The sequence below is a fragment of the Paenibacillus sp. FSL M7-1455 genome (assembly GCF_038004655.1).
GTDB classification, from domain to species: Bacteria; Bacillota; Bacilli; order Paenibacillales; family Paenibacillaceae; genus Paenibacillus_AQ; species Paenibacillus_AQ cookii.
Window position 1 is genome coordinate 4350355 of the sequence record NZ_JBBORO010000001.1, and the last position, 22434, is coordinate 4372788.

Sequence of the window (22434 nt, forward strand, 5' to 3'; positions counted from 1 at the left end):
GTACTTGATACCGGAGACGCTGCCCCTTTTTGCCGGGCCACAACAAAAACCCCCGCCGAGCCCTTTGGCTCATTGGCGGGGGTTTGACGTTTCGTGCACTAAATGGCCGGCGTCGAGCTTTCAAGCCCTTGCGCCGCTGCCAAACTTAGATCGCTCGGTTCGTTTGGCTCCGGCTGCTCGCCGCGTCTGCGTTTGGATTCATGATGGCGGCGGTGCGAACCGCTTTCGGCATAACGCTCCAAAAATTCGCCGATCGGCATCAGCAGCATTTTCGGTACCAGCTGCCGCGACTGCTCCTTCAGGCGGGATTGTCCGGACGGGTGGATGACGCTAAGTAAAAATTTCAAATAAAGCCGTGAAGAGGTTGAAAAGAGCCCGTCCTTCAAATCCACGATCCGGAACCCGAACTGCTCCGGCCCGCGATTGACCATGGTCACGCCGTATAGCGCCTTGGCATCCACCGCCTCCGGATCCTCCAGAATGCACTGGGCAAGCGCCGGCAGCTCCTTTTCCATCGTGCGGATCAGATGTATGGCCAGATGGACCGCCGAGCGCGACCTTACGCCGAAGCGGAACAGTTTTTCGTTGTCGAAATGAAGTTCGACGACCCGATCGCCTTTTTCGAGGACCGTTCCTTCGTCAAGCTCGATCTTCTGTCCGCTGTATTTGCGTATTCTGTAATGCAGCATCGGATCATACGGATTGACGGTTTTCAGCCGGAACATTTTGTGGAATACCGTTTCCCACACGAGCCACAACTTGACGATGGCCAGTTTGGAAAGGGACACGTTTTTTTCCGGAGCGTTTTCCTTCGCTTTAATCATGTCGTCTACCCTGATGCTTTTCAGCCCTTGGCGTTTGGCTTCTTCAAGCACGCGCTCCAGCGCGATCAACATCTGCCGCGGCGCGTCGGGATTGGCCCCTGCGGTCGTGCCGCAATCGTGAAGCAGCAGGACTTCTCCCGGATGAAGCTTCTGAAGCATCCGTTCCGTCAGCTTGTCGGCACCGATCCTTTCCCTCCAGTCGCCGAACATCGCGGACCAGAGCACGATTTTAAAATTGCCGCTGCGTTTTTTGTTCAAATCGAAGAGGTTGACGATCCCCCAAGGGGGACGGTAATACGAGGAGCGCTCGCCGGTGATCGAATGGATGATCTTATCGGTCTTCATAATTTGTTTCGTGACGGTCGCAGGCCGCATGAACCAATTGGACTTGTGAACGTAGTTATGAATCCCGATCAGATGGCCTTCGTCGTACATGCGTTTCACCAGCTCCGGATTTTGTTCGGCATGAGACCCGACAACGAAAAAGGTTGCCTTGGCATCGTATTTTTTGAGCAAATCCAGCAGCTGGGGCGTGTATTGCGGATCGGGGCCGTCGTCGAAGGTCAGCGCGTATGCATGCTCGGTGGAACCTCTCCGAAAAACGCGGAACCCGAATATGCGGGTAATGAGTCCAGGGATGAACGCATAAAAAGATGAAATATAGAACAACCAAAGCAGCAAAGTCTGCATGTCATAATCCCCACTTTTCTCTGATTGACTTTGACTTGCCGAAAGGCAGGTATCTCTATAAAATGAATGTGAGCACCAGCTATCGCTGCCTAAAAAGAAATACGGACGATATTCGAGCGGAAGTGCTGCAAAATATAAAGGCGCTATCTTTTATTTTATCACAGCCGCTCAAGAAATAGGCATTTTTTTAACCATCGAATTGATATTTTTATTTTATTTTAGTTGTCCCATCAAATACATATGCTTAGGAGTGATTTTTGTTCATGCTTCCGCTGTATAAAAAATATTGGAGGACCTTTCTCGACATCGGGATGATCGTGCTGACCGTTTTGCTCGTCATGTATGTCTTCAGCAAACTGTATCAGATCGCGGCGCCCGTTTTTTTATCCTTTCTCGTGTTTTTCATGATCGAACCTCTGGCCAAATTCCTGAACCGGAGAGGTCTTCCCAAAACGATTGCAGCGGCTGTTTCCGTTCTGTTGTTCGTGCTTGTCATCCTGGGGATTTTGTTCGGCATCGGACTGATCGTCGTTTCCCAAATCGCCCAAGTCCAAGATAATTTGCCCCAATACACGAAAATGATCCAAACGGCATTTGGAAAAACGACCGCATTCCTCCAGCATAAAATCGAGGCGCTTCCTCCGGACATCACCGACAAGATGAACGAAAACTTTAAAAAATTCACGGAGTATGCGACCGGATGGGCAACCAGCTTCTTAAAGTATATGGTATCGCTCTTCAGCTCGTTCTCCACGTTTATGGCCAATTTCGGCATCGCGATCATTCTCGCCTTTTTCCTCAGCACGGAGATCGGCGGCTGGCGCAAAATCGTGAAGGACAAGTCTCCGAAAACGTTAAAAAACGCTTATACGTTTTTGACCACTTACGTGCTGAAAGCCATCGGTTCCTATATTAAAGCACAGATGCTCATGGTGCTGATCACGTTCGTTTTGATTTACGTGGGCCTGCTGATTTTGGGCACCGGGAACGAACTTTCGCTTGCGCTCGTCTGCGCCATATTCGACATTTTGCCGCTCGTGGGCGTTCCGGTCATTTTGATTCCGTGGATCGTGTACCTGTTTATCGTCGGCAACATCAGTTTGGCGATCGGTTTGTGCATCCTGCTGGTGGTCGTCCTGCTGACGCGCCAGCTGCTCGAGCCGAGAATTACCGGCAACTCCATCGGCATTTCGTCCGCGTTCCTCATGCTGTCGTTCATGATTATTTCGCTTTCGATCTTCGGCGTCGCCGGCCTCATCCTTTCGCCGGTTCTGCTGATTTTGCTCAAGGAACTCCTGCAGCAGGGGTATTTGCAGCGCTGGATCCGCTTGCCGCAGGAAGAATTCGACGTCTCCCCGTTCGAAATGAGCGCGCCTGCCCCGCAGGAAACTAAGCGCTCCGGGAAGCGAGCAGATTCATAATATCCCCGAACAGGGAGGTGGCTTGATTGCTGCCTCCCTCTTTCATGTTTTGAAACAGCACGGCCAGCGCATATCGGGGATGCTCGACCGGTCCATAACCGATAAACCACTGATTGTTGCGCGGTTGTCCCTGGACTTTGACTTGAGCCGTCCCGGACTTGCCTGCGAGCTTCCATTTGGCATGCATCAGCGATTTCCCCGTTCCGTCCGTCACGACCGTTCTCATCCACGCGGTCAGCAGGCGGGCCGTTTCCGGCCGGATGCTGCCGGCATTCGATGGGGCGAAATGGGGCTTGAACTCCTTCATGAGCTGGCCGTTGGCGTAGGAGACATGATGGAGGAGCCGGGGCGCCCGGACTTGCCCGTCATGCAGCAGGGTGACCACGAGGTTGGCCGCCTGCAGCGGCGTTACGCGCACATCCCTTTGCCCGATCCCGGATTGCGCTCGGACCCCGCCGTCCGAAGCCGCCTGTTCGCTTGAAAATACCATCCCCTTCTCCTCATGATCCAACGGCCTCATGACAGGCATGCCTAGCATGTCTTTGGCTTCCCATCCGACCGTCCGCCCCAGTCCGAGTTTCCTTGCCGTCGACTCCAGCTCTTCCCCGGCCATCCGTTCCCCGAGCTCCGCAAAAACGACGTTGGAGGATTGGGCGAATGCCTGCTCCAGCGTCAGCGCCCCATGGCCTGTCGCTTTCCAACAAGACAACCCGTATCTGGCATATTTGCCCGAACAGTAAAAGGATTCGTCTACGCTCGTAACTCCGGCTTCCAATGCGGCCGCAGCCGTGACCGTCTTAAAAATCGAGCCCGGCGCGGTCGCCTGAACCGCCCTGTTATTCCATGCCCCCTGCTTCGGATCAACGTTCAGCGGATTGTAAAAAGGACGGGATAACATCGCAATGACGTCGGCATTGCTTGCATCGAGCAAAACGACGGCCCCTTCCTTCATCCCGGCTTTTTCCGTCAGCTTTTCGATGTCCCTCTGCAGCTCAAGGTCGATCGTGGACGTAAGCCGCAGCGGATAATACGGATTGTTGGGCGATTTTAATTGGATGCCCGTGCCCGGAATGGCCCGGTTCAAGCCATCGACCGTATAATAGACGGTCGTCGGTCCGACGCCGCGCAATATCGGCTCCATCGTTTTTTCGAGTCCCGCAGCCCCCTCCCGGAAAGCATAACCGGTATGGGGCATTTGCATTTGCCCCGGCACATCCGTCAGGTATCCGAGCCACTGCATGCCGTTCGGCCGGTTTTCATACCGCTCCGTGTAGGGCAGAACCTCGAGACCGCTGAATTCCAGCGCCGATATCCGCTTGGCTTGTTGTTCCGTCAGGGCCAGCGGCGCGCTGCCGGAATCCCCTTTCCACAGCAACGGCACGCTTAGCCGTCCCCACAATGTTGCAAGCCGCTCCGAATCGACGCCGAGCGCCCGGGCCACGGGATTCAACCGGCCGTCTTTGTTTTCGAGCGACTTGCGGTCCACCGGGAACAACACTGCCGCCGAAACGGTTTTTCCGGTGAGCGGTTTTCCGTTGCGGTCATAGACGTTCCCCCTTCCGGAATCGAGCACGACGCCCCGTTCCCTTTGCAGCACGGACATTTCCTGCAGCGTGTACTTGCTGTGCGGCAGACTCGAAGCGCGGAACACGAGCTGGACATACGCCAGGCGCAAAATAAGCACGACCAAAATCCCCGTCAGGATGACCAATCCGTAAAAAATACGCTGTTTTTGTTTCAATAACATAGAGCACCGGTCCTTTTTCGACGTTTTTTTCCATTATGTCCTTATTCCATCGGTTCCAATCGGCCTTGGCGGGAGGCTATTCTGCATGCAAAAAAAGCCGTCCCCCAAAGCCGGATAAATCCGGCGGGACGGCTTGCGCATAGACTCGTTACAGCGTAAAACGGGACAGCGTTTCTTTCAGCTCGAGCGAAACGTTTTCCAGCTTCGCCGAAAGCTGAACCAGGTGGTCCCCGATGTTTTGCTGCTCATTGCTGAGCGAAGCGACTTCTTCCGAAGTGGCGGAGGATTCTTCGGCCACCGCGCTTACGTTGCTCATCGCCTCGGACAAAATGACCTGCGACTGATTCAACGTTTCGATCGATTGCGTCACGGAATCGAGGCGTTTCGTGAAATCGCCCATCTGCTCCTGTACGGAGACGAAAATATCGTTTGTTTCTTTCACCGAATCCATCTGCTGCTGGAATAACGGACGGGCTTCCTGCAGGGCCAGGACCGTTTCGTTCATTTCGTCCATGATTTTGCCGGTGATCTGGCCGACCATGTTAATGGACTGCCTCGATTGGTCCGCAAGCTGGCGGATTTCATCGGCCACGACCATGAAACCTTTGCCTGCGGCTCCTGCCCGGGCGGCTTCGATTGTAGCGTTAAGGGACAAAATGTTCGTCTGTTTCGTAATGTTTTGCAGCACGTCAAGCACCTTGTTGATCGATTGGGTCGATTGCTTCAGATTATCGACTTTCGCCATCAACGAACGGGTCATATCCTCCGTCTGATGCGTTTTTTCCATCAATTCGCCGAGATGGCTGGTTCCCCGCTGGCTGGACTGCTCGACATGATGGGCGGCGCTGCTCATTTCTTCATTGGCGGAGACGACGATTTGCATTTGCCGCGAAATATTTTCGGTCAGCTCGTTGCCGCGTTCGGCTTCGGTGGCCAAACTGCTGGCGCCGTTGGCGATTTCCTCTGTGGCGATGGCGATTTCCTTGGCCGAGATCGCGGTTTTGCGGGAGGCATCCGTCAGTTCGCCCGCCGTCTCCAGAACGGCTCTGGCCGTCGTGTTCGTCTGTTCCACGAGCTTCGTGATTTGGTCCATCATCAGGTTGAAGCTGGCTCCAAGCTCGCCGATCTCGTCCGAGGATTTATGGCTGGTGCGCACCTTGAGGTTGCCTTTGGATCCCTCGATCATGAGGTCTTTCAATCCGCTGAGAGGTTTGGCGATCATCAGAACCATCCACCAGCCGATGAGAATCGCGATGATCACGACCCCGACCACGAATCCGAGCGTCATCAGCAAAATGCCCCGCGCATCTTTGACCAGCAGCTCGGTTGGAACGGTTCCTACCAGCCTCCAGCCGTTGACTTCCAGCGTGTTGTATACGGCCAGCATCTTATGGCCCTTGTCGTCTTCGGTATCGAGGCTTTTCGCCGCATCCTTTTGTTCCTTCATGAACGTAAACACGGAATCGAGGCCTGCTTCTCCGTCCTGGTTGGAAGCAACCACTTTGTTGTCGCCCGAAATCAGCTGCAGCTTGCTGCCTTCGCCCATGTTGATCGCTTTGAATTGCTCTTCGATCGTCGACGTTTTCAGCTCGACGACAACGACGTACGGCTTTCCGCCGCGGCTCAGGCTTTGCAGCGGGCGAACCAATTTGAAGTTCATGCCGCCGTCTTTTCCTTTTTCGGACGTCACCCACATCGATTTATTTTCGTTCAGGACTTTTTTATACCAGGCCGCTTCGCGGATTTGAGCCGAGTCCGTGCCCGGGCTTCCGCTGACGATCGGATTGTGGCCTTCTTCCGGCGGGATCAGGTAAAGCGCTTTGATGGTATTGTTGCTGTTGACCTGATTGCTCAGTTTTTTGCCGATTTTTTCGTTCAGCACGAACAGGTCGTAAGCGCTCGCTTGGCCGGCAGACAAATCGGTCAACAGATTTTGCGTTTCCGGATCGAAAAAGATCTGCAGCGCGATGTCCTCGTATTGCTTCAGGATGATATCCAGCTTCTCGGACGTTTGGATGATCGTTTGTTTGTTCGAATTCGCGGCATTCGCCTGAATGGTGCTCCGGGCCTTGTTATACGACATAAGGCCTAAAATCAGGACAAAGGCGACGATGGCCGTGAAAAAGATCAAAAATAGCTTGACCCCGACGGATTTGGCCGGATTCATTCTGCCCAGCTGCGCTCCCGCGCTGCGGATGCCGAATTTAGGCTTGTCCGTTTGCGGCTGCCCCGCAACGCCCGATTCCTCCTGCTTCTCTTTCTTGCGCGGGAAAACCCGGCGTTTGTTTTTGCTTTCTTCGTTTTTCTTTTGCTTACCCTCTTCCATTTCCTCACCTACCATTATGTTTTCATACCTTACGGCTTATGTAAAAGAAACTTCTACTTTATTCTTCGACATTTTCCACCATTATCCTTTGGCTTTTTTTCAAAATTCTTTATAACTATTTTCCTAAAGTTCATAATTTTTTCGTTCCTGCGCTACTAAAAAGGACGATTGGCAACCGTCCAGGAGCCCATTTGGCCCATTGTTCTTCATAAGATGCCGAAACCAGCCCGAATATGAAACGCGTTTATTATTTGCATTGCAATGAAACTTGCGGACGCTTCGGTCCGTCTATGACGATAACGGAGGTGCAACATGAAACATACGGTCAAAATCAGTTCCATCGTGCTGGCCCTGGCGGTCGCCGTTTCCCTATGCGGTTGCGGAGGCAAGCAGGAAGCCCAAACGATTGCGCCGGGAACATCCGGCGAACAGAAGGATCAAAATACCCCGCCGGAAATCGGAATAATTCCTGGAACCGATCTGAAAGAAGGAGCGGGACATAATGCCGGCCAACGCCAAAATGAAGACGATACGGGGACGGCTGGAGAAAGCATAAAACCACCATCCACCGATCCGAATTCGGAGCCGGTGGCATCCCAGCCGCAAAAATCCCCTCAAGCGAAGCGCGACCCGTCATCGGGCGATTCCAAATCTGCGGCTTCCGAGGGCGGCGCGGCCGCAAGACCCGGCGAAACCATGCTCGAGGTCACCGTCGAGGGCTCGAAAGAACAACGGCCGGCCAAGCTGGCCCAGGCCGAAGGTTACTCGCTTTATGTGCCGGAGCATCTTTCCTTTGATCCTGCGAAACATCTGATCTACATGAACATCGATCCCCGCTATTCGGTCCGGATCGAAAAATTGCCTTCCGATTACAACCAAGACGAGCTGCTTCTCGAAGGAAAGGAAGCATTGAAAAAACACGGCGACGTCCGGCAGCTTCATTCCGACGATTTGACCGGCCCGATGAAAGACGCCGAACTGTTCCTGCTCGCTTCCGGTACGTCGGGAACATATGAGTACATCGTAAAGGAACTTGACGGCAGCGGTTTTGTGTTCCACGTCGCCATGCCGCAGGGAGAGGCCTCCGAAGGGCCCGATGGCCTTTGCCGCTTTGAACAGCATTCAAAACGAGCAGCCGAATGCGATGCCATGAAAAAACCGCCCAACGGGCGGTTTTTGCTTAAAGCTTGCCGATATTTTCGTTGCCACGGTCGATCGCATTCCCTCGTCCGGCTCAGCCTTTATTGGCGCCGCTTTTGCTTTTTTGGATGTTTTTCAGGTGCTCCTGATACGTCTTCGCCAACAAGTGCTCATGGGAGCCGTCTTTTTTGGTGACGTAATACAGGTAATCCGATGCCTCGGGATTCAGCGCCGCTTCGATCGAGGCCAGGCTGGGGCTGCAAATCGGCCCCGGCGGAAGCCCTTCATGCAAATAGGTATTGTACGGACTTTCGACTTTCAAATCCTTATACAGAAGCCGCTCTTTCGGCTCCGGCAGCGCGTATTGCACCGTTGCGTCGATTTCCAGCTTCATGTTTTTGTCGAGGCGGTTATATATGACCCCCGCCACAAGCGGCCGCTCCTTATCCACCACAACCTCGCGCTCCACGAGCGACGCGATCGTCAGCATTTCATGCAGCGTAAGGCCGCGGTCGCGCAGCTTTTCTTGCAGGTTCGGGATGCCGTCCAGCTTGCTTTGCGTTTGCTCCATCATCCGCCGGAACATTTCGGGTTCGGTCGTTCCCTTTTTAAAATCGTACGTATCCGGGAACAAATACCCTTCCGCCGCATGCTTCAGCTTGCCGTTATCCGGGACGTCCTTAAACGCGGCAATCGCTTCGTTCCCGGGGTGATCCGCCAGCTGCAGGAAAGAGTCGGCCGGAGCCCCCGTCGCTTCGCTGACCTTTGCGGCGATTTGCTCGACGGTGTAACCTTCCGGAATCGTAATCCGCACCATCTCTTCTTTCACCACGTCGCCCTTGTTCAGCTTGGCGATCAGCTCGTCCAACGTCGCGCCCGGCTTGGCTTCGTAAATGCCTGCTTGAAAACGCGAGCCTTCCCGTTTCCACTTCAGGTACCCTTTAAAAACCGCAGCATTTTTGATCAGTCCGTTTTGTTGAAGCACATCGGCTATTTTGGAGGTGCCCATGCCCGGTTCGATCGTGAATTTCACGGGCTCGTCCGACGCTTGAACCGGCTGGAGTCCGTTCCACACGTAATAGGCTCCCCCGCCCGCTCCTAGCAGAAGAATAATCAGAATTACAATTACGACTTTGACAGCTTTCAAAAAAATCCAACCCTTCACAACCAAAAAGGACGGTCTGCACCGCCCTCTTTGTGTATTCATTTTGAAATTTTGTCTTCTCAGGGAAGCTGTAAATGCTCCGAATCAATTTTCGTCGTCTTCCGGGAACGTCATCTCGTCGTACAGCTCGGTAATGTTTTCCCATTCGTCGTCGTCATCGATGGTGGCCAGCTCCAAATCCCCGTCCGGCGACTTCACGACTTTCAAAATGTTGTATTCGCCGCTTCGGTCGTCGGGGCTTTGCAGCACCGCATAGGTTTGGCCGCCCACTTCAAATTCCGCTGCCAGGTCGTAAACTTCGGTGGAACCGTCTTCGTCCTGCAGCTCTACAGTCGGACCGAACGTTTCCTTCAGCACGGAAGTCCACACGGCCTGGTCTGCAGAAAAATCACTCATGCTCATTACCTCCATCAAGTTCGGCAACCAAGGTGTTGAAGGTTTCCTCGACGATCTCCCACTCCGCATCATCTTCGATCATGTAGAGCTTGAGGTCATCCCCGTCCTCTTCGTAACGGAACGCATACACCTCGTCCGAATCCTCGTCTCCCGCTTCCAGAGGTACGACCATCATATACTTGTTGTCCGAGCCATCGACTTCAAATTTCATGATGACTTCGAATTCTTCTTCATTGCCTTCGTCATCGGGAATATAAATAATATCCGGTTCTTCCTCAAAAAGATTACGCTCATTGGCCATCTGTGATCACCCTCACCCTTTAGTCTTTGAGTCTAAATAATTTTGCAAAATCAAGCTTGCAGCCATTTTATCCACAACTTGCTTTCGCTTCTTCCGGCTGACGTCAGCCTCGATCAGCGTCCGCTCGGCAGACACGGTTGTCAGCCGCTCATCCCACAGGTGGACGGGTAATTTCAGCATTTCTTTTAGCTTGTCAGCGAAATCGATACAGATTTCACCGCGGGGACCGATGCTGCCGTTCATGTTTTTGGGCAGTCCGACGACGATCTCCTCCACCTCGTAGTCGCGGACCAATTCCGCGATCCGCGATACTTCGGAACCGTCGCGCCGCCGTTCCACCACTTCCAGTCCCTGCGCGGTCCATCCGAATAAATCACTGACGGCAACACCAATTTTGCGGTCGCCGTAGTCCAACCCCATGATTCTCATTAAAGCTCTCCTATCGGTGATTGGCTAAGTAGAACCGGACCAGCTCTTCAATCAACTCATCACGCTCTTTTTTTCTGACCAAACTTCTTGCGTTGTTATGGCGGGGGATATATGCCGGATCTCCGGACAGGAGGTAACCGACGATCTGGTTGATCGGATTGTATTCCTTTTCAACCAATGCGTCATACACCATCAAAAGGATGTCTTTGGAAGACGCTTCCTTTTCGTCGCCTTTAACGCTAAACTTCATCGTTTTATCCATGGAGTCCATATTGTGACACCTCGCTTCTTCAACGGCGTGCCGAAGCACACTGTTGACGAATTGATTCTTTAGGCTTCATATCTTCTTCTAATATAACATAATCATCCCGCAGTAAGGAAACTCCAAGGACAAATTAAACAAATTTTTCTTTTCAGAACCTTCACGCATCTTATGCGTTGGCGACCAATTCCTCCGCCAGCTTCAAAGCATCATCGAGCTTGCTTGCGTCTTTGGCGCCCGCTTGGGCCATGTCCGGACGGCCGCCGCCTCCGCCGCCGCAAACGGCCGCGATTTCTTTCACGAGCTTGCCTGCGTGCAGGCCTGCTTTGGTCAGCTCTTGCGGAACCGAGACGACGAAGTTCACTTTGTCTTCGATGGCTGCGCCCAGAACGAGCACGGCCGACGGCAATTTGTTTTTCAGTTCATCGGCAAGGGTGCGGAGCCCGTCCATGCTGCCGACCGTAACGCGAACCGCGAGCAGTTCTTTTCCGCCGACCGTTTTTACCTGGTCGGTCAGTTGTCCCGCTTCGATCATGCTCAGCTTGCTTTGCAGCGATTCGTTTACGCGGCTCAGCTCTTTCAGCTGGGCATGAACGGATTCGATGCGCTTCGGCACGTCGTTCAGATTGGACTTCAGCATTTCGGCGGATTGCTTCAGCAAATCCAGCTGGCTTTCGACGAATTGGTACGCCGCGCGGCCCGTTACCGCTTCGATCCGGCGCACGCCGGAACCGATGCCGCTTTCGCTCACCAGCTTGAAGATGCCGATCTCCGACGTATTGCCTACATGGCAGCCGCCGCAAAGCTCCAGGCTGTAATCGCCGACCTGGACGACGCGCACAATGTCGCCGTATTTTTCGCCGAACAGGGCCATGGCGCCCATCGCTTTGGCTTCGTCGATCGGCTTGTATTCGATGTTTACGTTCACGGCGTTCCAAATCTGCTCGTTGACGCGGCGTTCGATGTCCGCAAGCTCCTCGGCCGAGATGCTGCCGAAATGGGAGAAGTCGAAGCGCAAACGCTGCGGCTCCACCAAAGAGCCGGCCTGGTTGACATGCTCTCCAAGCACTTCCTTCAGCGCCTTATGCAGAAGGTGGGTTGCCGTATGGTTTTTGACGATATCGCGGCGTTTGGCCTGATCCACTTCGGCTTTTACCGTTTCGCCCACTTTGAGCTCCCCGGCTTCTACAGTTACGATATGCACGTGCTGCCCGTGAGGCGCCTTGTACAAGCCCTCCACTTTTGCGGTCACGCTGCCGCCGCGCAGAAGCCCTTGGTCGCTGACCTGGCCGCCGCTTTCGGCATAAAACGGGGTTTTTTCGAGAATGACCTGGCAGGTCGCGCCTTCGCCGGCACTCTCCACCATGGCTTCATCCACGATGATCGCCAAAATTTTGGACTCCGCTACGGTGTCATTATATCCAACAAATTCGCTTTTAACCGTATAATCGGAGAGCGCGCCTCCCTGCACCTTCATGCCGCCGCTTTCCTGGCGGGCCGCACGCGCGCGGTCGCGCTGCTCCTGCATGGAAGCGTCGAACCCTTCGCGGTCGACCGTAAGGCCATGCTCCAGGGCGAAATCTTCGGTCAGGTCAAACGGGAATCCGTAAGTATCGTACAATTTGAACGCATCCTGGCCGCCGATGACTTTCGTGCCGTTTTCCAGCGCCTTTTTGCTGATGTCTTCGAGAATCGCCAAACCTTCGGACAACGTTTCATGGAAACGCTCCTCTTCCGTGCGGATGACTTTTTCGATGAACTCGCGTTTTTCGACGACTTCCGGATAAAAAACGCCCATGATATCGCCGACGGTTTCGGTCAGCGTGTAAAGGAACGGACGGTCGAGTCCGAGCACCTTGCCGTAACGCACGGCGCGGCGGAGCAGACGGCGGATGACGTAACCGCGGCCTTCGTTGGACGGCAGCACGCCGTCGCCCACGGCGAACGTCACGGTACGGATATGGTCGGCGATGACCTTCAGCGCAACGTCTTTTTCCACGCTGTCATTGTAGTTCACGCCGGCAAGCTTGGCCGTTTGTTGAATGATCGGCTGGAACAGGTCCGTGTCGAAGTTCGAATCCACGTTTTGCAAAATCGAAGCAAACCGTTCCAGGCCGGCGCCGGTATCGATGTTTTTATTCGGAAGCGGCGTATAGGAGCCGTCTTTGTTATGGTTGAACTGCGAAAATACGAGGTTCCATACTTCGAGGAAACGCTCGTTTTCCCCGCCGGGATACATTTCGGGATCGGACAGGTCGCCGTAAGCCTCGCCGCGGTCGTAGAAAATTTCGGTACAAGGTCCGCAAGGGCCTTCGCCGATATCCCAGAAGTTATCCTCCAGCTTGACGATGCGCTCGGCAGGCAGTCCGATTTTTTCGTTCCACAGCTTAAATGCTTCTTCGTCTTCCGGATATACCGTGACGGAGAGGCGCTCCGGATCGAAGCCGATCCATTCCTTGCCGGTCAGGAACTCCCATGCCCACGTGATGGCTTCTTCCTTGAAGTAGTCGCCGATCGAGAAGTTGCCCAGCATTTCGAAAAACGTATGGTGGCGGCGGGTTTTGCCGACGTTTTCGATGTCGTTGGTGCGGATGCATTTCTGGGAGTTGGTCAGGCGCGGATTTTCCGGGCTGATCCGTCCGTCGAAATAAGGTTTGAGCGGCGCCATGCCCGCATTGATCCATAGCAGGGACGGGTCGTTATGCGGCACGAGCGGGGCGCTCGGTTCGATTTTATGCCCTTTGCTTGCAAAAAACTCAAGCCATTTGGAACGGATTTCGCTTGCTTTCATGGTTATACAGCCTCCAGCTTCAATTTATGGGAAAACAACATAAAAACGCCCCTGAAAAATTTCAGGGACGATCATATCGCGGTACCACCCTGGTTATCGCCCGAACCGTCCTGTTGCATTCCGCAGAATGCCCGTCCGTCGGAGCGATCTCCTCGTATAGCCTGTAACGGGGCCAGCCGGCGGGGTTTGCCCGCACTCCGAAATCAGCTTTCCGGCAGCGCCCGCATGCGGATTCTTCCAGCCATCCGCGCTGCTTCAGCGCGAAGGAATCCGTTCTCTGTCCAAGGAGCCTCTCAGCCGTACTTCATTTCATCGCCGTTTTGTCCATTTTGAACATATTCTACACAAGTATATCGGCGCAGCGGGGGAATGTCAATCCAGGGCGGTTCAGGTCGTTTTGCGCTTGATGTAATAGGCGAAAAAATGCTGCAGCAGCACCTTCAGCACCGCAAACACGGGAACGGCGAGAATGAGGCCGACGATGCCCGCCATTTCCCCTCCGACAAGCAGCGCAAAAATGATGACGATCGGATGGAGATGCAGCTTTTTGCCGACCACCTGCGGAGAAATGACGTTGCTCTCCAAAATTTGGCATATCCAATTGACGACGATGACCAGCAAAACCATTTTCCATGAAATCGTCGAAGCCATGACGACCGCGGGAGCCGCCCCCAGAAAGGGGCCGAGATACGGCACGATGTTAAAAACGGCGACGATGCTGGCCATCAAAAGCGCGTACGGCATCCCGACGATCATATACCCGATATACGCCAGCACGCCGATGATGAAACAGACGATAAACTGCCCCCGCACGTAATTGCCGAGCGCCAGGTCGATCTCTTTCAGCACGCTTACGGTCGCTTTGCGCCGGGAACGGGGAAGATACGAAACGATCGCCCGCTCAAAAACGTCGAAGTCCTTCAAAATATAAAAAATGAGGAACGGAACGATAAAAATGTTCAGCACCAGATTAATCGTCGTACCGATGTTGTCGATAAAATCGGAGATCCCCGCCGCCAGCCGGTCTTCCCATTGCAAAAACCAGCGGTCCACCCCTGCCATCACCCCGTCCGGGAGCAGTTTCTGGTCCAGCCGGTTCATGAGGCTTTGCGCATGCATCGTCATTTCCGGCAGGTGTTCGTTCAGCTCCTCCATTTGCTCGATCAGCACCGGAATCATATTGATGAGGATGACCGCCACGCAGGTGATGAACACGGCGTAAATCAACAGCACGGCAATGCCCCTCGGCACTTTGCGGTCGGCCAGCAGGCAAACGATCGGATTCAGCACGTACGAGATGATCATCGCCACGATAAACGGAGCCAAAATCACTTTGAAAAAATGGTATATATTCATGAACATCGGGCGAAGCAGCCAAATGAAATAAAGGGCGATCAGGCCGAGAATAAACCAGATGAGCAAACGGAACCACTTGTTTCCGGTCATGTTCTCCAAGGAAGCTTTCCTCCTTTCGGACTTGCTGTACACGTTATTATATGTGCGAAAGGAAAAAATTAACCTTGAAAGACCAGCCCGCCCCGGCCAAGCGATAAAGCAAAAGAAACCCATCACTAACGCGCGTCTTTCGAGCGAACGCTAGTGATAGGTTTCTTTTTTTGCCGAAAAAGCATGTTCATAAGTTCACTTTCAATTGGACGCGTGCAGATGCGGGAATTCCTGAGGAATTTCCTCGAAAAACAGATCGTCCAGCGAACTAAGCGTGCCGTCCTCTTCGACTTGATAGACGGACATTTTATCTCCGTTGACCGTCAGTTCGATAAAACAGCCCCAGCAATAAAATTGGTGCGAACCGATTTTACCGATATCTTTGGAATTACAGTTGGGACATCTCATATTCATAGATCACCTATCCGTTAACAGAATGAATGGTTTTTCCGAGGCGCTCTTCGCTCATCGGCGGCACCATGATTGCGTTTTTGCCGATGGACATGCCCTCCGCAAGCGGCAGCCATTTCCGGCCTTCCAGCAAATCCGAGACGAAACCGTCGCTGATTTCTATACCTAGTATTGTATTTCCCATTTCCTGGTCAAAATAAACGTCCGTCGCTTTTCCGAGCAGAACGCCTTCCTCGGTCAGCACGTCCATGTCCTTCAGTTTATTTTTGCCCGTCAGGAACGTGTATTGTATATCGTCGGCCTTTGTCTTTCGAACAGCCTGTTGATTCCGAATCATCACAGCGTCTTCGCCGTAAGCCACGATATCCTCCCAGGATACGGACTTGGCCGAACTGGAAAACAGGCTTCTGCCTTCAAGCTCCAAAGCTTGGAGCTTCCAGTCCCCGCTGACCCAAACATCGCTGATTTTGCCGATCTGCCTGCCTTCGTCCACATCGAACACGGCAAGGCCGATCAATTCTTGAAACTTCATGCCAGGACCCACCTATCGTCATGAGATTGAAACGAAGGCATCCCGCGAGAGGCGGGACGGATGCCCCTGCGGGCACCGATCCTTGTTCCGGACGGTATGGAAGCACGCCTCCCTCCTTGTCCATACATAGAGAATCCTAACTTCTAATACGTAAACGACGAAGAATGGTTGCAATTTTTTGGGCGGTGTATTCCATATCTTCCGTAGTATTACCCAAACCGAAGCTAAAACGAATCGCGGAGCGCAAAACATTTTGTGGAAGTTTCATAGCTTGAAGCACATGGGACAGCTCAAGGGAACCGGAGGTGCATGCCGAGCCGCTGGCTGCCGCAACGCCTTCCATGTCCAGGTTCATCAGGAGCGTCTCCGTGTCTGTTTCCGGGAAGCTGATATTCAGTATGTGAGGTAAAAATTCAGAGGGATGTCCGTTGACGACAAACGCGTCTTGTCCAATTTCCTGTTCCAGCAAACGGATAAACGTATCCCGGAGCATGAGGTCATGCTCTCTGCGCGGCTCTAGTTGTTCCGCCGCAATTTCGACGGCTTTGGCGAATCCGGCGATGCCCGCCATGTTTTCCGTGCCTGCGCGGCGTTTTTTCTCCTGAAGCCCCCCGTGCAGTCTCGGCGCAAGGTGGACGCCGCGGCGCACGTACAAAGCGCCGATCCCTTGGGGGCCGTTGATTTTATGGGCCGAAAAGCTCATCAGGTCCACGGGCAGCTCGCGCAAGGATATCGGAATCGCCCCCAGCGCCTGAACGGCGTCCACATGGAACAGGATGCCGCGGCTTCGGGCGAGCTCGCCGATTTCCCGGATCGGCTGCACCGTGCCGACTTCATTGTTCGCATACATGATGCTGATCAGCGCCGTATTTTCCGTCAGCGCCTGTTCAACGTCTTCTGCACGCACCCTTCCCGTCCCGTCAACCGGAAGATACGTGACGCGGTAGCCCTGCCTTTCCAGCTCCTCGCAGGCGTGCAGCACGGCATGGTGTTCGATGGACGAAGTAATGACATGCTTATCCCGGCCTTCCATCGCCTCCAACGCGCCGAACAACGCAAGGTTGTCGCTTTCCGTTCCGCCGCCGGTGAACACGAGCTCATCGGGGTGGCAGCCCAAATATTTGGCGATTTTGTCCCTGGCCCCGCCCACCGTCCGTTTGGCGGAACGGCCGAAGGCATGAACGCTGGATGCGTTGCCGAATTGCCCCGTCATCACGTTCATCATTTCCTGCGCGACTTCCGGATGGACGGGCGTGGATGCCGCATGATCCAAGTAAATGGATTTCATTTTCGCATCTCCTTTTAAATGTAAAACATGTAGTTATCGGCGGCGTCCTGCTCCTGATAGGTGATCAGGTCGAGCAGCGTGGTCGAATCCAGCACGTTCGCGATGCCGTCGCGGATGCGAAGCCACAGGTTGCGCTTGGCAGGATCGTCTTCTTCCGTAAAATCGACCGGGGAAATCGGGCCTTCCAGCACGCGGATGACGTCTCCCGCCGTAATTTCCGAAGCTTCGCGGGACAACACGTAACCGCCGTACGCGCCGCGAATGCTTTTCACGAGCCCGGCGTTGCGCAGCGGCGCGATCAACTGCTCCAGATAATGCTCGGAAAGCTGGTTTTTTTCGGCGATGCTTTTCAGCGAGATCGGGCCTTCGCCGTATTTGGCCGCAAGCTCCATCATGATCGTCAGGCCGTAACGCCCTTTTGTCGATATCTTCAAAGGTGGCACCTCTTTCAAAAGTTCATGTTTTCTTTTAAATATGTCGGGATCCGTTGCAGACACCTTAGATCCTGAGGATAATATCTGCGTATTCCGATCATAACCCTTTGCTTATGTTAACATATCCGGCGTTTTTTTGGTATGTTAACGTCAACCGATGTACTTCCACGGAAGACAGGCACGCCTTTCCCCCATTGATTTGATCGCGTAAAAATCGGTTTCCCCCGGCAAAAACTTCTAAAACTCCATCATATATAATCTCGGGCAAAACTGCAAATTGTACTCCTCATGCGGACAAACGCCATCCGGGTATGACCTCCGGCCCGTTGTGTGTTAAAATACGGGTATGGGCACAATTTCAAAATAGAAATGGTGAGTTAATTTTGGCAAACAACAATCAAAACACGCGCGTGGTCGTCGGCATGTCCGGCGGCGTCGATTCCTCGGTGACCGCGCTCCTGCTGAAGGAGCAAGGCTACGATGTCATCGGTATTTTCATGAAAAACTGGGACGATACCGACGAATTCGGAGTCTGCACCGCGGAACAGGACGCAGAGGATGTCCGGCGCGTTTGCGAGCAGATAGATATTCCTTATTACACGGTCAATTTCGAAAAAGAGTATTTCGATAAAGTATTTACCTATTTCCTCGACGAATATAAGTCGGGGCGCACGCCGAATCCGGACGTCATGTGCAACCGCGAAATCAAATTCGGCGAATTCCTGAACAAGGCGCTGGGACTGGGCGCCGATTATGTCGCCACGGGCCATTATGCCCGCGTCGTCGAGGAGGATGGCGTCTTCAAGCTGCTCCGCGGCGTCGACGGCAACAAGGATCAAACCTACTTCCTGAACGCGCTGAATCAGGAGCAGCTGTCGAAAGCGATGTTCCCGATCGGCCATCTGCCGAAACCCGAAGTACGCAAGATTGCCGAAGCGGCGGGATTGTACACCGCCAAAAAGAAAGACAGCACCGGCGTCTGCTTCATCGGCGAACGTAACTTCAAAGAGTTCCTTAGCCAGTATTTGCCGGCGCAATCCGGCGATATGGTGGATATCGCGACGGGCGAAATCAAAGGCCGCCACGACGGCTTGATGTATTACACGCTCGGACAGCGCCAAGGGCTCGGCATCGGCGGATCCGGAAACGGCGAACCGTGGTTCGTGGCCGACAAGGATCTGGAGCAAAATATTTTGTACGTCGTTCAAGGCGACAAGCATCCGAGCCTGTATTCGACGGGGCTGATTGCCACAGGCGTGAACTGGATCGCAGGCGAAGGGAACGTGCCCACAGAGCCTTTCAGCTGCACCGCCAAGTTCCGCTACCGCCAGCCCGACCAGGACGTTACGCTCGAATGGCTTGAAGACGGCACCGTACACGTGCGGTTCGCCGAGAAGCAAAAAGCGATTACTCCGGGACAAGCCGTCGTGTTCTATCAAGGCGACGTTTGCCTTGGCGGCGGCACCATCGACAAAGTGGAAAAGGTTCCGTTCAAGCTGCCGGCACTCCAAAAAAAATAAAGCACAGACGTTAAAGCCACCCGCCCCCATGTTTCCGGCGGCGGTGGCTTTTTTTCATGGAACGCCCTGCATGCCGAACCTGTTCGGCGGACGTTTCATGACGCCTGTGCAAAACATTCTCTACGACTCCCGCGGAATCCTTCTCGTTGATGAAGATTTCCCCGTAATTCGATCATCATTCCCCGGAAAGGAACTGGTTTCTTCTGCGCTGCTGGTTGATTTGGATTTTCGCCTCGTTGCCCTGCTCGGTCGCCTGGTAGAAGACGCGGCGCGCAATCTCCTTCGGCAAATAATCCTGCTTCACGTAATGCCCCGGATAATCATGGGGATACTTGTAGCCTTCATGGCCCAGCTTCACGGCCCCTTTATAATGCGTATCCCGCAAATGCAGCGGCACCTCCGCCGATTTCAGCTCTTCGATCGCCGACGTCGCCCGCGAAATCGCCGTATAAACCGCATTCGATTTCGGGCTCTCCACGGCAAACAAGATGGCCTGGGCGATGTTCAGCTTCGCTTCCGGCCAACCGTTGTTCCGGTAGGCCTCCAATGCGCTGACGGCCTGAACCATGGCCTGCGGATTCGCGAGGCCGATGTCCTCGCTGCTGGCGGCGATCAGGCGGCGGATGAACACCATCGGGTCCATCCCCAGCTTCTCCACCGCGTACAAAAACCAGAACAAAGCGGCATCGCTGGAGCCGCGGATGCTTTTATGAAAGGCGGAAAGCACGTCGTATTGCGTCGATTCGTCCGCCCGTACGGTCGGACGGCGGATCGACTCCTCGGCGACGCCAAGCGTAATGTGAACGGTGCCGTCGTCCTCCGGCGGCGTCGTCATCGCCGCCAGCTCGAGCGCCGTCAGCGCCCGGCGGATATCCCCATTCGCCATCGTGGCGATATGGTCCAGCGCTTCCTCGTCCGCCTTCAGCTTCATATATCCGAGCCCTTTGTCGGGATCGGCCAGCGCCCGCTTCATGGCGGCAAGCGAATGGTCCTTCGTCAACGGCTGCAGCTGGAACAGGGTGGAGCGGCTCATCAAAGCCCCGTTGACGTAATGGAACGGGTTTTCCGTCGTCGCCCCGATAAAAATGATCGTCCCTTTTTCGACCGCCGGCAGCAGCGCGTCCTGCCGCGAGCTGTTGAAGCGGTGCACCTCGTCGAGGAACAGGATCGTTTTCGTGCCGTACATCGCCTTGTTGCTTTGGGCGCGGTCGATGACTTCCCGCACGTCTTTGACGGAGGCGTCCACGGCGTTCAGCCGGACGAAGTCCGCCTGCGTTTTTTGCGATATGATATGCGCCAGCGTCGTTTTCCCGCATCCCGGCGGGCCGTACAGGAGGATCGAGCTGACTTGGTCCGCTTCGATCGCCCTGCGCAGCAGCTTTCCGGGGCCTACGATATGTTCCTGCCCGATATATTCATCCAACGAGGTGGGACGCATCCGGTCGGCCAGCAGCCTTCCGCCCCGGTCCGACTCCTGCTGGAAAGAAAATAAATCCATCTGTGTTCACGTCCTTGAAAATGAAATGGCTTGTCTCTTGTCCTTTTCAAGCTCTCCCTCTATCATAACATACCGGGCAGGCACAGATCATGCGTTCCGGTCGCCGCGGTACACTTCGAATGCCGAAATGTTCGGCCACCATCTCGATTGCGTGATCGTCAGGCGGACGTAACGGCTTGTAACGGCCGGGAAACGGCAGATCCGTTTATAACCGATCACCGTGCCGTCGTACGCCTTTTTCCACTCGCCGCCTGCCATATACTCCAGCACAAACCGCTCGACCCGCTGGCTGTACCGGTATTCCTGCAAAACGACGTGGTCGAAGGTTTGCTCCGCCCCGAGATCGACCGTCAAACCGGCCGCTTCCGTTCCCTCTTGCGGAGCCCAGAACGTATCCCGGTCGCCGTCCGCCGCGTATAAGGCTTCATGCCCTGCCATCGCTTCGCTCGCCTCCGCCGGGGCGCCGGCGGCCAGGTTCGTGCGGAACGTTCCCCGGATCCATTCCCCAAGCTCTTGCAGGCGCCGCACGTCGTTTTCATGGAACAGGCCGCGGGTGTCCGGCGGAATGTTGAGCAGAAACGTCGCATTGCCCCCGACCGATCCGTAATACACCTTGATCAGTTCCTCGAGCGGCTTAACCTGATCGTCCTGGGACGCATGGTAGAACCATCCCGGACGGATCGAAGTGTTCACTTCCGCCGGATACCAGATCAGCTCTTTTTCCTTCAAAACGACGTCACGGCTTCCCAGGTCCTCGTCCTCCGAACTGTATCTCTTGGCGAATTCTCCGTCGTCTTCCTGCTGGGAATTTTCCTGGATTTTTTCGTTATCCCGCAGCGATGCGGGAACGACGCTCCATTCCGATTCCCGGCAGTGTCCCGCTTCGTTGCCGCACCAGCGGATGTCGGGGCCGCAGACGGAAATGGCCGCCCCCGGCTGCAGCTCCCGAATGAGCGCGTAATAGGCGTCCCAGTCGTACACCTGGCGTTTGCCGTTCGGGCCTTCGCCGCAGGCGCCGTCGAACCAAACGCAGAAGATGTCGCCGTATCCGGTCAACAGCTCCCGCAGCTGGTTTTTGAAATATTCGTTGTATGCCGGCGAATCGCCGTAGGTCGGCTCATGCCGGTCCCACGGGGACAAATAGATGCCGAAACGGATGCCTCCCCGGCGGCAGGCGTCCGCCACTTCCTTGACGACGTCGCCGCCGCCGTTTTTCCACGGACTGCTTTTGACGGAATGCTCCGTATATTGGCTCGGCCACAAACAAAAACCGTCATGATGTTTGCAGGTCAAAATCAAACCCTTCATGCCGGCCGATTTGCACGCTTCCACCCATTGGTCCGCATCCAGCGCGGTCGGGTTGAAGATCGACGGATCTTCCTTCCCGCTTCCCCATTCCTGGTCCGTAAACGCATTCACCGAAAAATGAACAAAAGCATAAAATTCCATCTCCTGAACGGACAACTGTCTTTCCGTCGGCTTCACCTGCGCGGCGTATTGAATCCTATCGTTCATCGCTAGCCCTCCAAATTTTCCTTATGCCGGGATCGTTCCCATCTTTCATTGCGCAAAATCCACTTTATAACATTCTTCTTCAAACGCAGGATACCTGCAAGAAAATTGCAAGTATCCTGCTATAAAATTTCACGTTATTTGTTCAGCGCTGTCCCAATCTTTGCCGATGTCTTGTTGCCGGCCGCAAAATAGCGCTTACATTTTATGCTTTATCTTATATCTCGGGATTTCTCCTCGTCCATGAGTTCTTTCCATGCGCAAAAAAGAAACGCCCGCAGAGCCGGCGGTCGCTGCCGGC

Annotated in this window: 19 protein-coding genes; 3 read left to right on the forward strand and 16 right to left on the reverse strand. The window is 54.3% G+C overall.

Annotation, left to right across the window (positions count from 1 at the left end; all coding sequences use genetic code 11):
- Window positions 1-98: 98 nt before the first annotated feature.
- Window positions 99-1514, reverse strand: coding sequence for a polysaccharide deacetylase family protein (locus NYE48_RS20055; RefSeq protein WP_340999793.1), 1416 nt, complete (start codon window positions 1512-1514; stop codon window positions 99-101).
- A gap of 263 nt (window positions 1515-1777) precedes the next feature.
- On the opposite strand from NYE48_RS20055, the gene NYE48_RS20060 reads away from it, so the two are divergent.
- Complete coding sequence (locus tag NYE48_RS20060; protein ID WP_036711285.1) at window positions 1778-2935, forward strand: AI-2E family transporter; 1158 nt, start codon at window positions 1778-1780, stop codon at window positions 2933-2935.
- Here NYE48_RS20060 and NYE48_RS20065 read toward each other — a convergent pair.
- A complete protein-coding gene (locus NYE48_RS20065) occupies window positions 2904-4682 on the reverse strand; it encodes a peptidoglycan D,D-transpeptidase FtsI family protein (protein WP_036711283.1) in 1779 nt (592 codons plus the stop codon). The genes NYE48_RS20060 and NYE48_RS20065 overlap by 32 nt on opposite strands.
- Before the next feature lie 148 nt (window positions 4683-4830).
- The gene (locus NYE48_RS20070) at window positions 4831-7008 is read right to left on the reverse strand and encodes a methyl-accepting chemotaxis protein (RefSeq protein ID WP_340999794.1); all 2178 of its coding nucleotides are present in this window, start codon (window positions 7006-7008) and stop codon (window positions 4831-4833) included.
- 312 nt (window positions 7009-7320) lie between these two features.
- On the opposite strand from NYE48_RS20070, the gene NYE48_RS20075 reads away from it, so the two are divergent.
- Window positions 7321-8343: a hypothetical protein gene (locus NYE48_RS20075; RefSeq protein WP_340999795.1), complete on the forward strand. Its 1023-nt coding sequence runs from the start codon at window positions 7321-7323 to the stop codon at window positions 8341-8343.
- Here NYE48_RS20075 and mltG read toward each other — a convergent pair.
- The 11 genes from mltG to cymR form a co-directional block, all read right to left on the reverse strand.
- The gene (gene mltG / locus NYE48_RS20080) at window positions 8243-9295 is read right to left on the reverse strand and encodes an endolytic transglycosylase MltG (protein ID WP_340999796.1); all 1053 of its coding nucleotides are present in this window, start codon (window positions 9293-9295) and stop codon (window positions 8243-8245) included. The two genes, NYE48_RS20075 and mltG, sit on opposite strands and share 101 nt — an antisense overlap.
- Window positions 9296-9397: 102 nt before the next feature.
- Window positions 9398-9709 carry a DUF1292 domain-containing protein gene (locus NYE48_RS20085; RefSeq protein ID WP_339323929.1) on the reverse strand — a complete coding sequence of 104 codons (312 nt, stop codon included), beginning with the start codon at window positions 9707-9709 and terminating at the stop codon, window positions 9398-9400.
- Window positions 9702-10010, reverse strand: a complete 309-nt coding sequence (locus NYE48_RS20090; protein ID WP_036711276.1) for a DUF1292 domain-containing protein — start codon at window positions 10008-10010, stop codon at window positions 9702-9704. The genes NYE48_RS20085 and NYE48_RS20090 overlap by 8 nt, the downstream gene beginning before the upstream one ends.
- A 12-nt stretch (window positions 10011-10022) precedes the next feature.
- The gene (gene ruvX, locus NYE48_RS20095) at window positions 10023-10439 is read right to left on the reverse strand and encodes a Holliday junction resolvase RuvX (protein ID WP_212951753.1); all 417 of its coding nucleotides are present in this window, start codon (window positions 10437-10439) and stop codon (window positions 10023-10025) included.
- 10 nt (window positions 10440-10449) lie between these two features.
- Window positions 10450-10710, reverse strand: a complete 261-nt coding sequence (locus tag NYE48_RS20100; protein WP_036711271.1) for an IreB family regulatory phosphoprotein — start codon at window positions 10708-10710, stop codon at window positions 10450-10452.
- Window positions 10711-10870: 160 nt separating this feature from the next.
- Window positions 10871-13492, reverse strand: coding sequence for an alanine--tRNA ligase (gene alaS / locus NYE48_RS20105; RefSeq protein WP_212951754.1), 2622 nt, complete (start codon window positions 13490-13492; stop codon window positions 10871-10873).
- 387 nt (window positions 13493-13879) lie between these two features.
- Window positions 13880-14938, reverse strand: a complete 1059-nt coding sequence (locus NYE48_RS20110) for an AI-2E family transporter (RefSeq protein ID WP_373316246.1) — start codon at window positions 14936-14938, stop codon at window positions 13880-13882.
- A 201-nt stretch (window positions 14939-15139) separates the two neighbouring features.
- Window positions 15140-15346, reverse strand: coding sequence for a hypothetical protein (locus NYE48_RS20115; protein ID WP_036711266.1), 207 nt, complete (start codon window positions 15344-15346; stop codon window positions 15140-15142).
- A 13-nt stretch (window positions 15347-15359) separates the two neighbouring features.
- Window positions 15360-15881, reverse strand: coding sequence for a PRC-barrel domain-containing protein (locus NYE48_RS20120; RefSeq protein WP_036711262.1), 522 nt, complete (start codon window positions 15879-15881; stop codon window positions 15360-15362).
- 136 nt (window positions 15882-16017) lie between these two features.
- The gene (locus NYE48_RS20125; RefSeq protein ID WP_036711260.1) at window positions 16018-17169 is read right to left on the reverse strand and encodes a cysteine desulfurase family protein; all 1152 of its coding nucleotides are present in this window, start codon (window positions 17167-17169) and stop codon (window positions 16018-16020) included.
- A 14-nt stretch (window positions 17170-17183) separates the two neighbouring features.
- Window positions 17184-17603, reverse strand: a complete 420-nt coding sequence (cymR, locus tag NYE48_RS20130) for a cysteine metabolism transcriptional regulator CymR (protein WP_036711257.1) — start codon at window positions 17601-17603, stop codon at window positions 17184-17186.
- Between the two features lie 383 nt (window positions 17604-17986).
- On the opposite strand from cymR, the gene mnmA reads away from it, so the two are divergent.
- The gene (gene mnmA, locus NYE48_RS20135; protein WP_036711253.1) at window positions 17987-19123 is read left to right on the forward strand and encodes a tRNA 2-thiouridine(34) synthase MnmA; all 1137 of its coding nucleotides are present in this window, start codon (window positions 17987-17989) and stop codon (window positions 19121-19123) included.
- A 175-nt stretch (window positions 19124-19298) separates the two neighbouring features.
- Here the strand turns inward: mnmA and NYE48_RS20140 are convergent, their stop codons facing one another.
- Both NYE48_RS20140 and NYE48_RS20145 read right to left on the reverse strand, forming a co-directional pair.
- Window positions 19299-20621: a replication-associated recombination protein A gene (locus NYE48_RS20140; protein ID WP_036711250.1), complete on the reverse strand. Its 1323-nt coding sequence runs from the start codon at window positions 20619-20621 to the stop codon at window positions 19299-19301.
- An 87-nt stretch (window positions 20622-20708) separates the two neighbouring features.
- On the reverse strand, window positions 20709-22136 hold the full coding sequence (locus NYE48_RS20145) for an alpha-L-fucosidase (RefSeq protein WP_340999797.1): 1428 nt from the start codon (window positions 22134-22136) through the stop codon (window positions 20709-20711).
- Window positions 22137-22434: the final 298 nt, after the last annotated feature.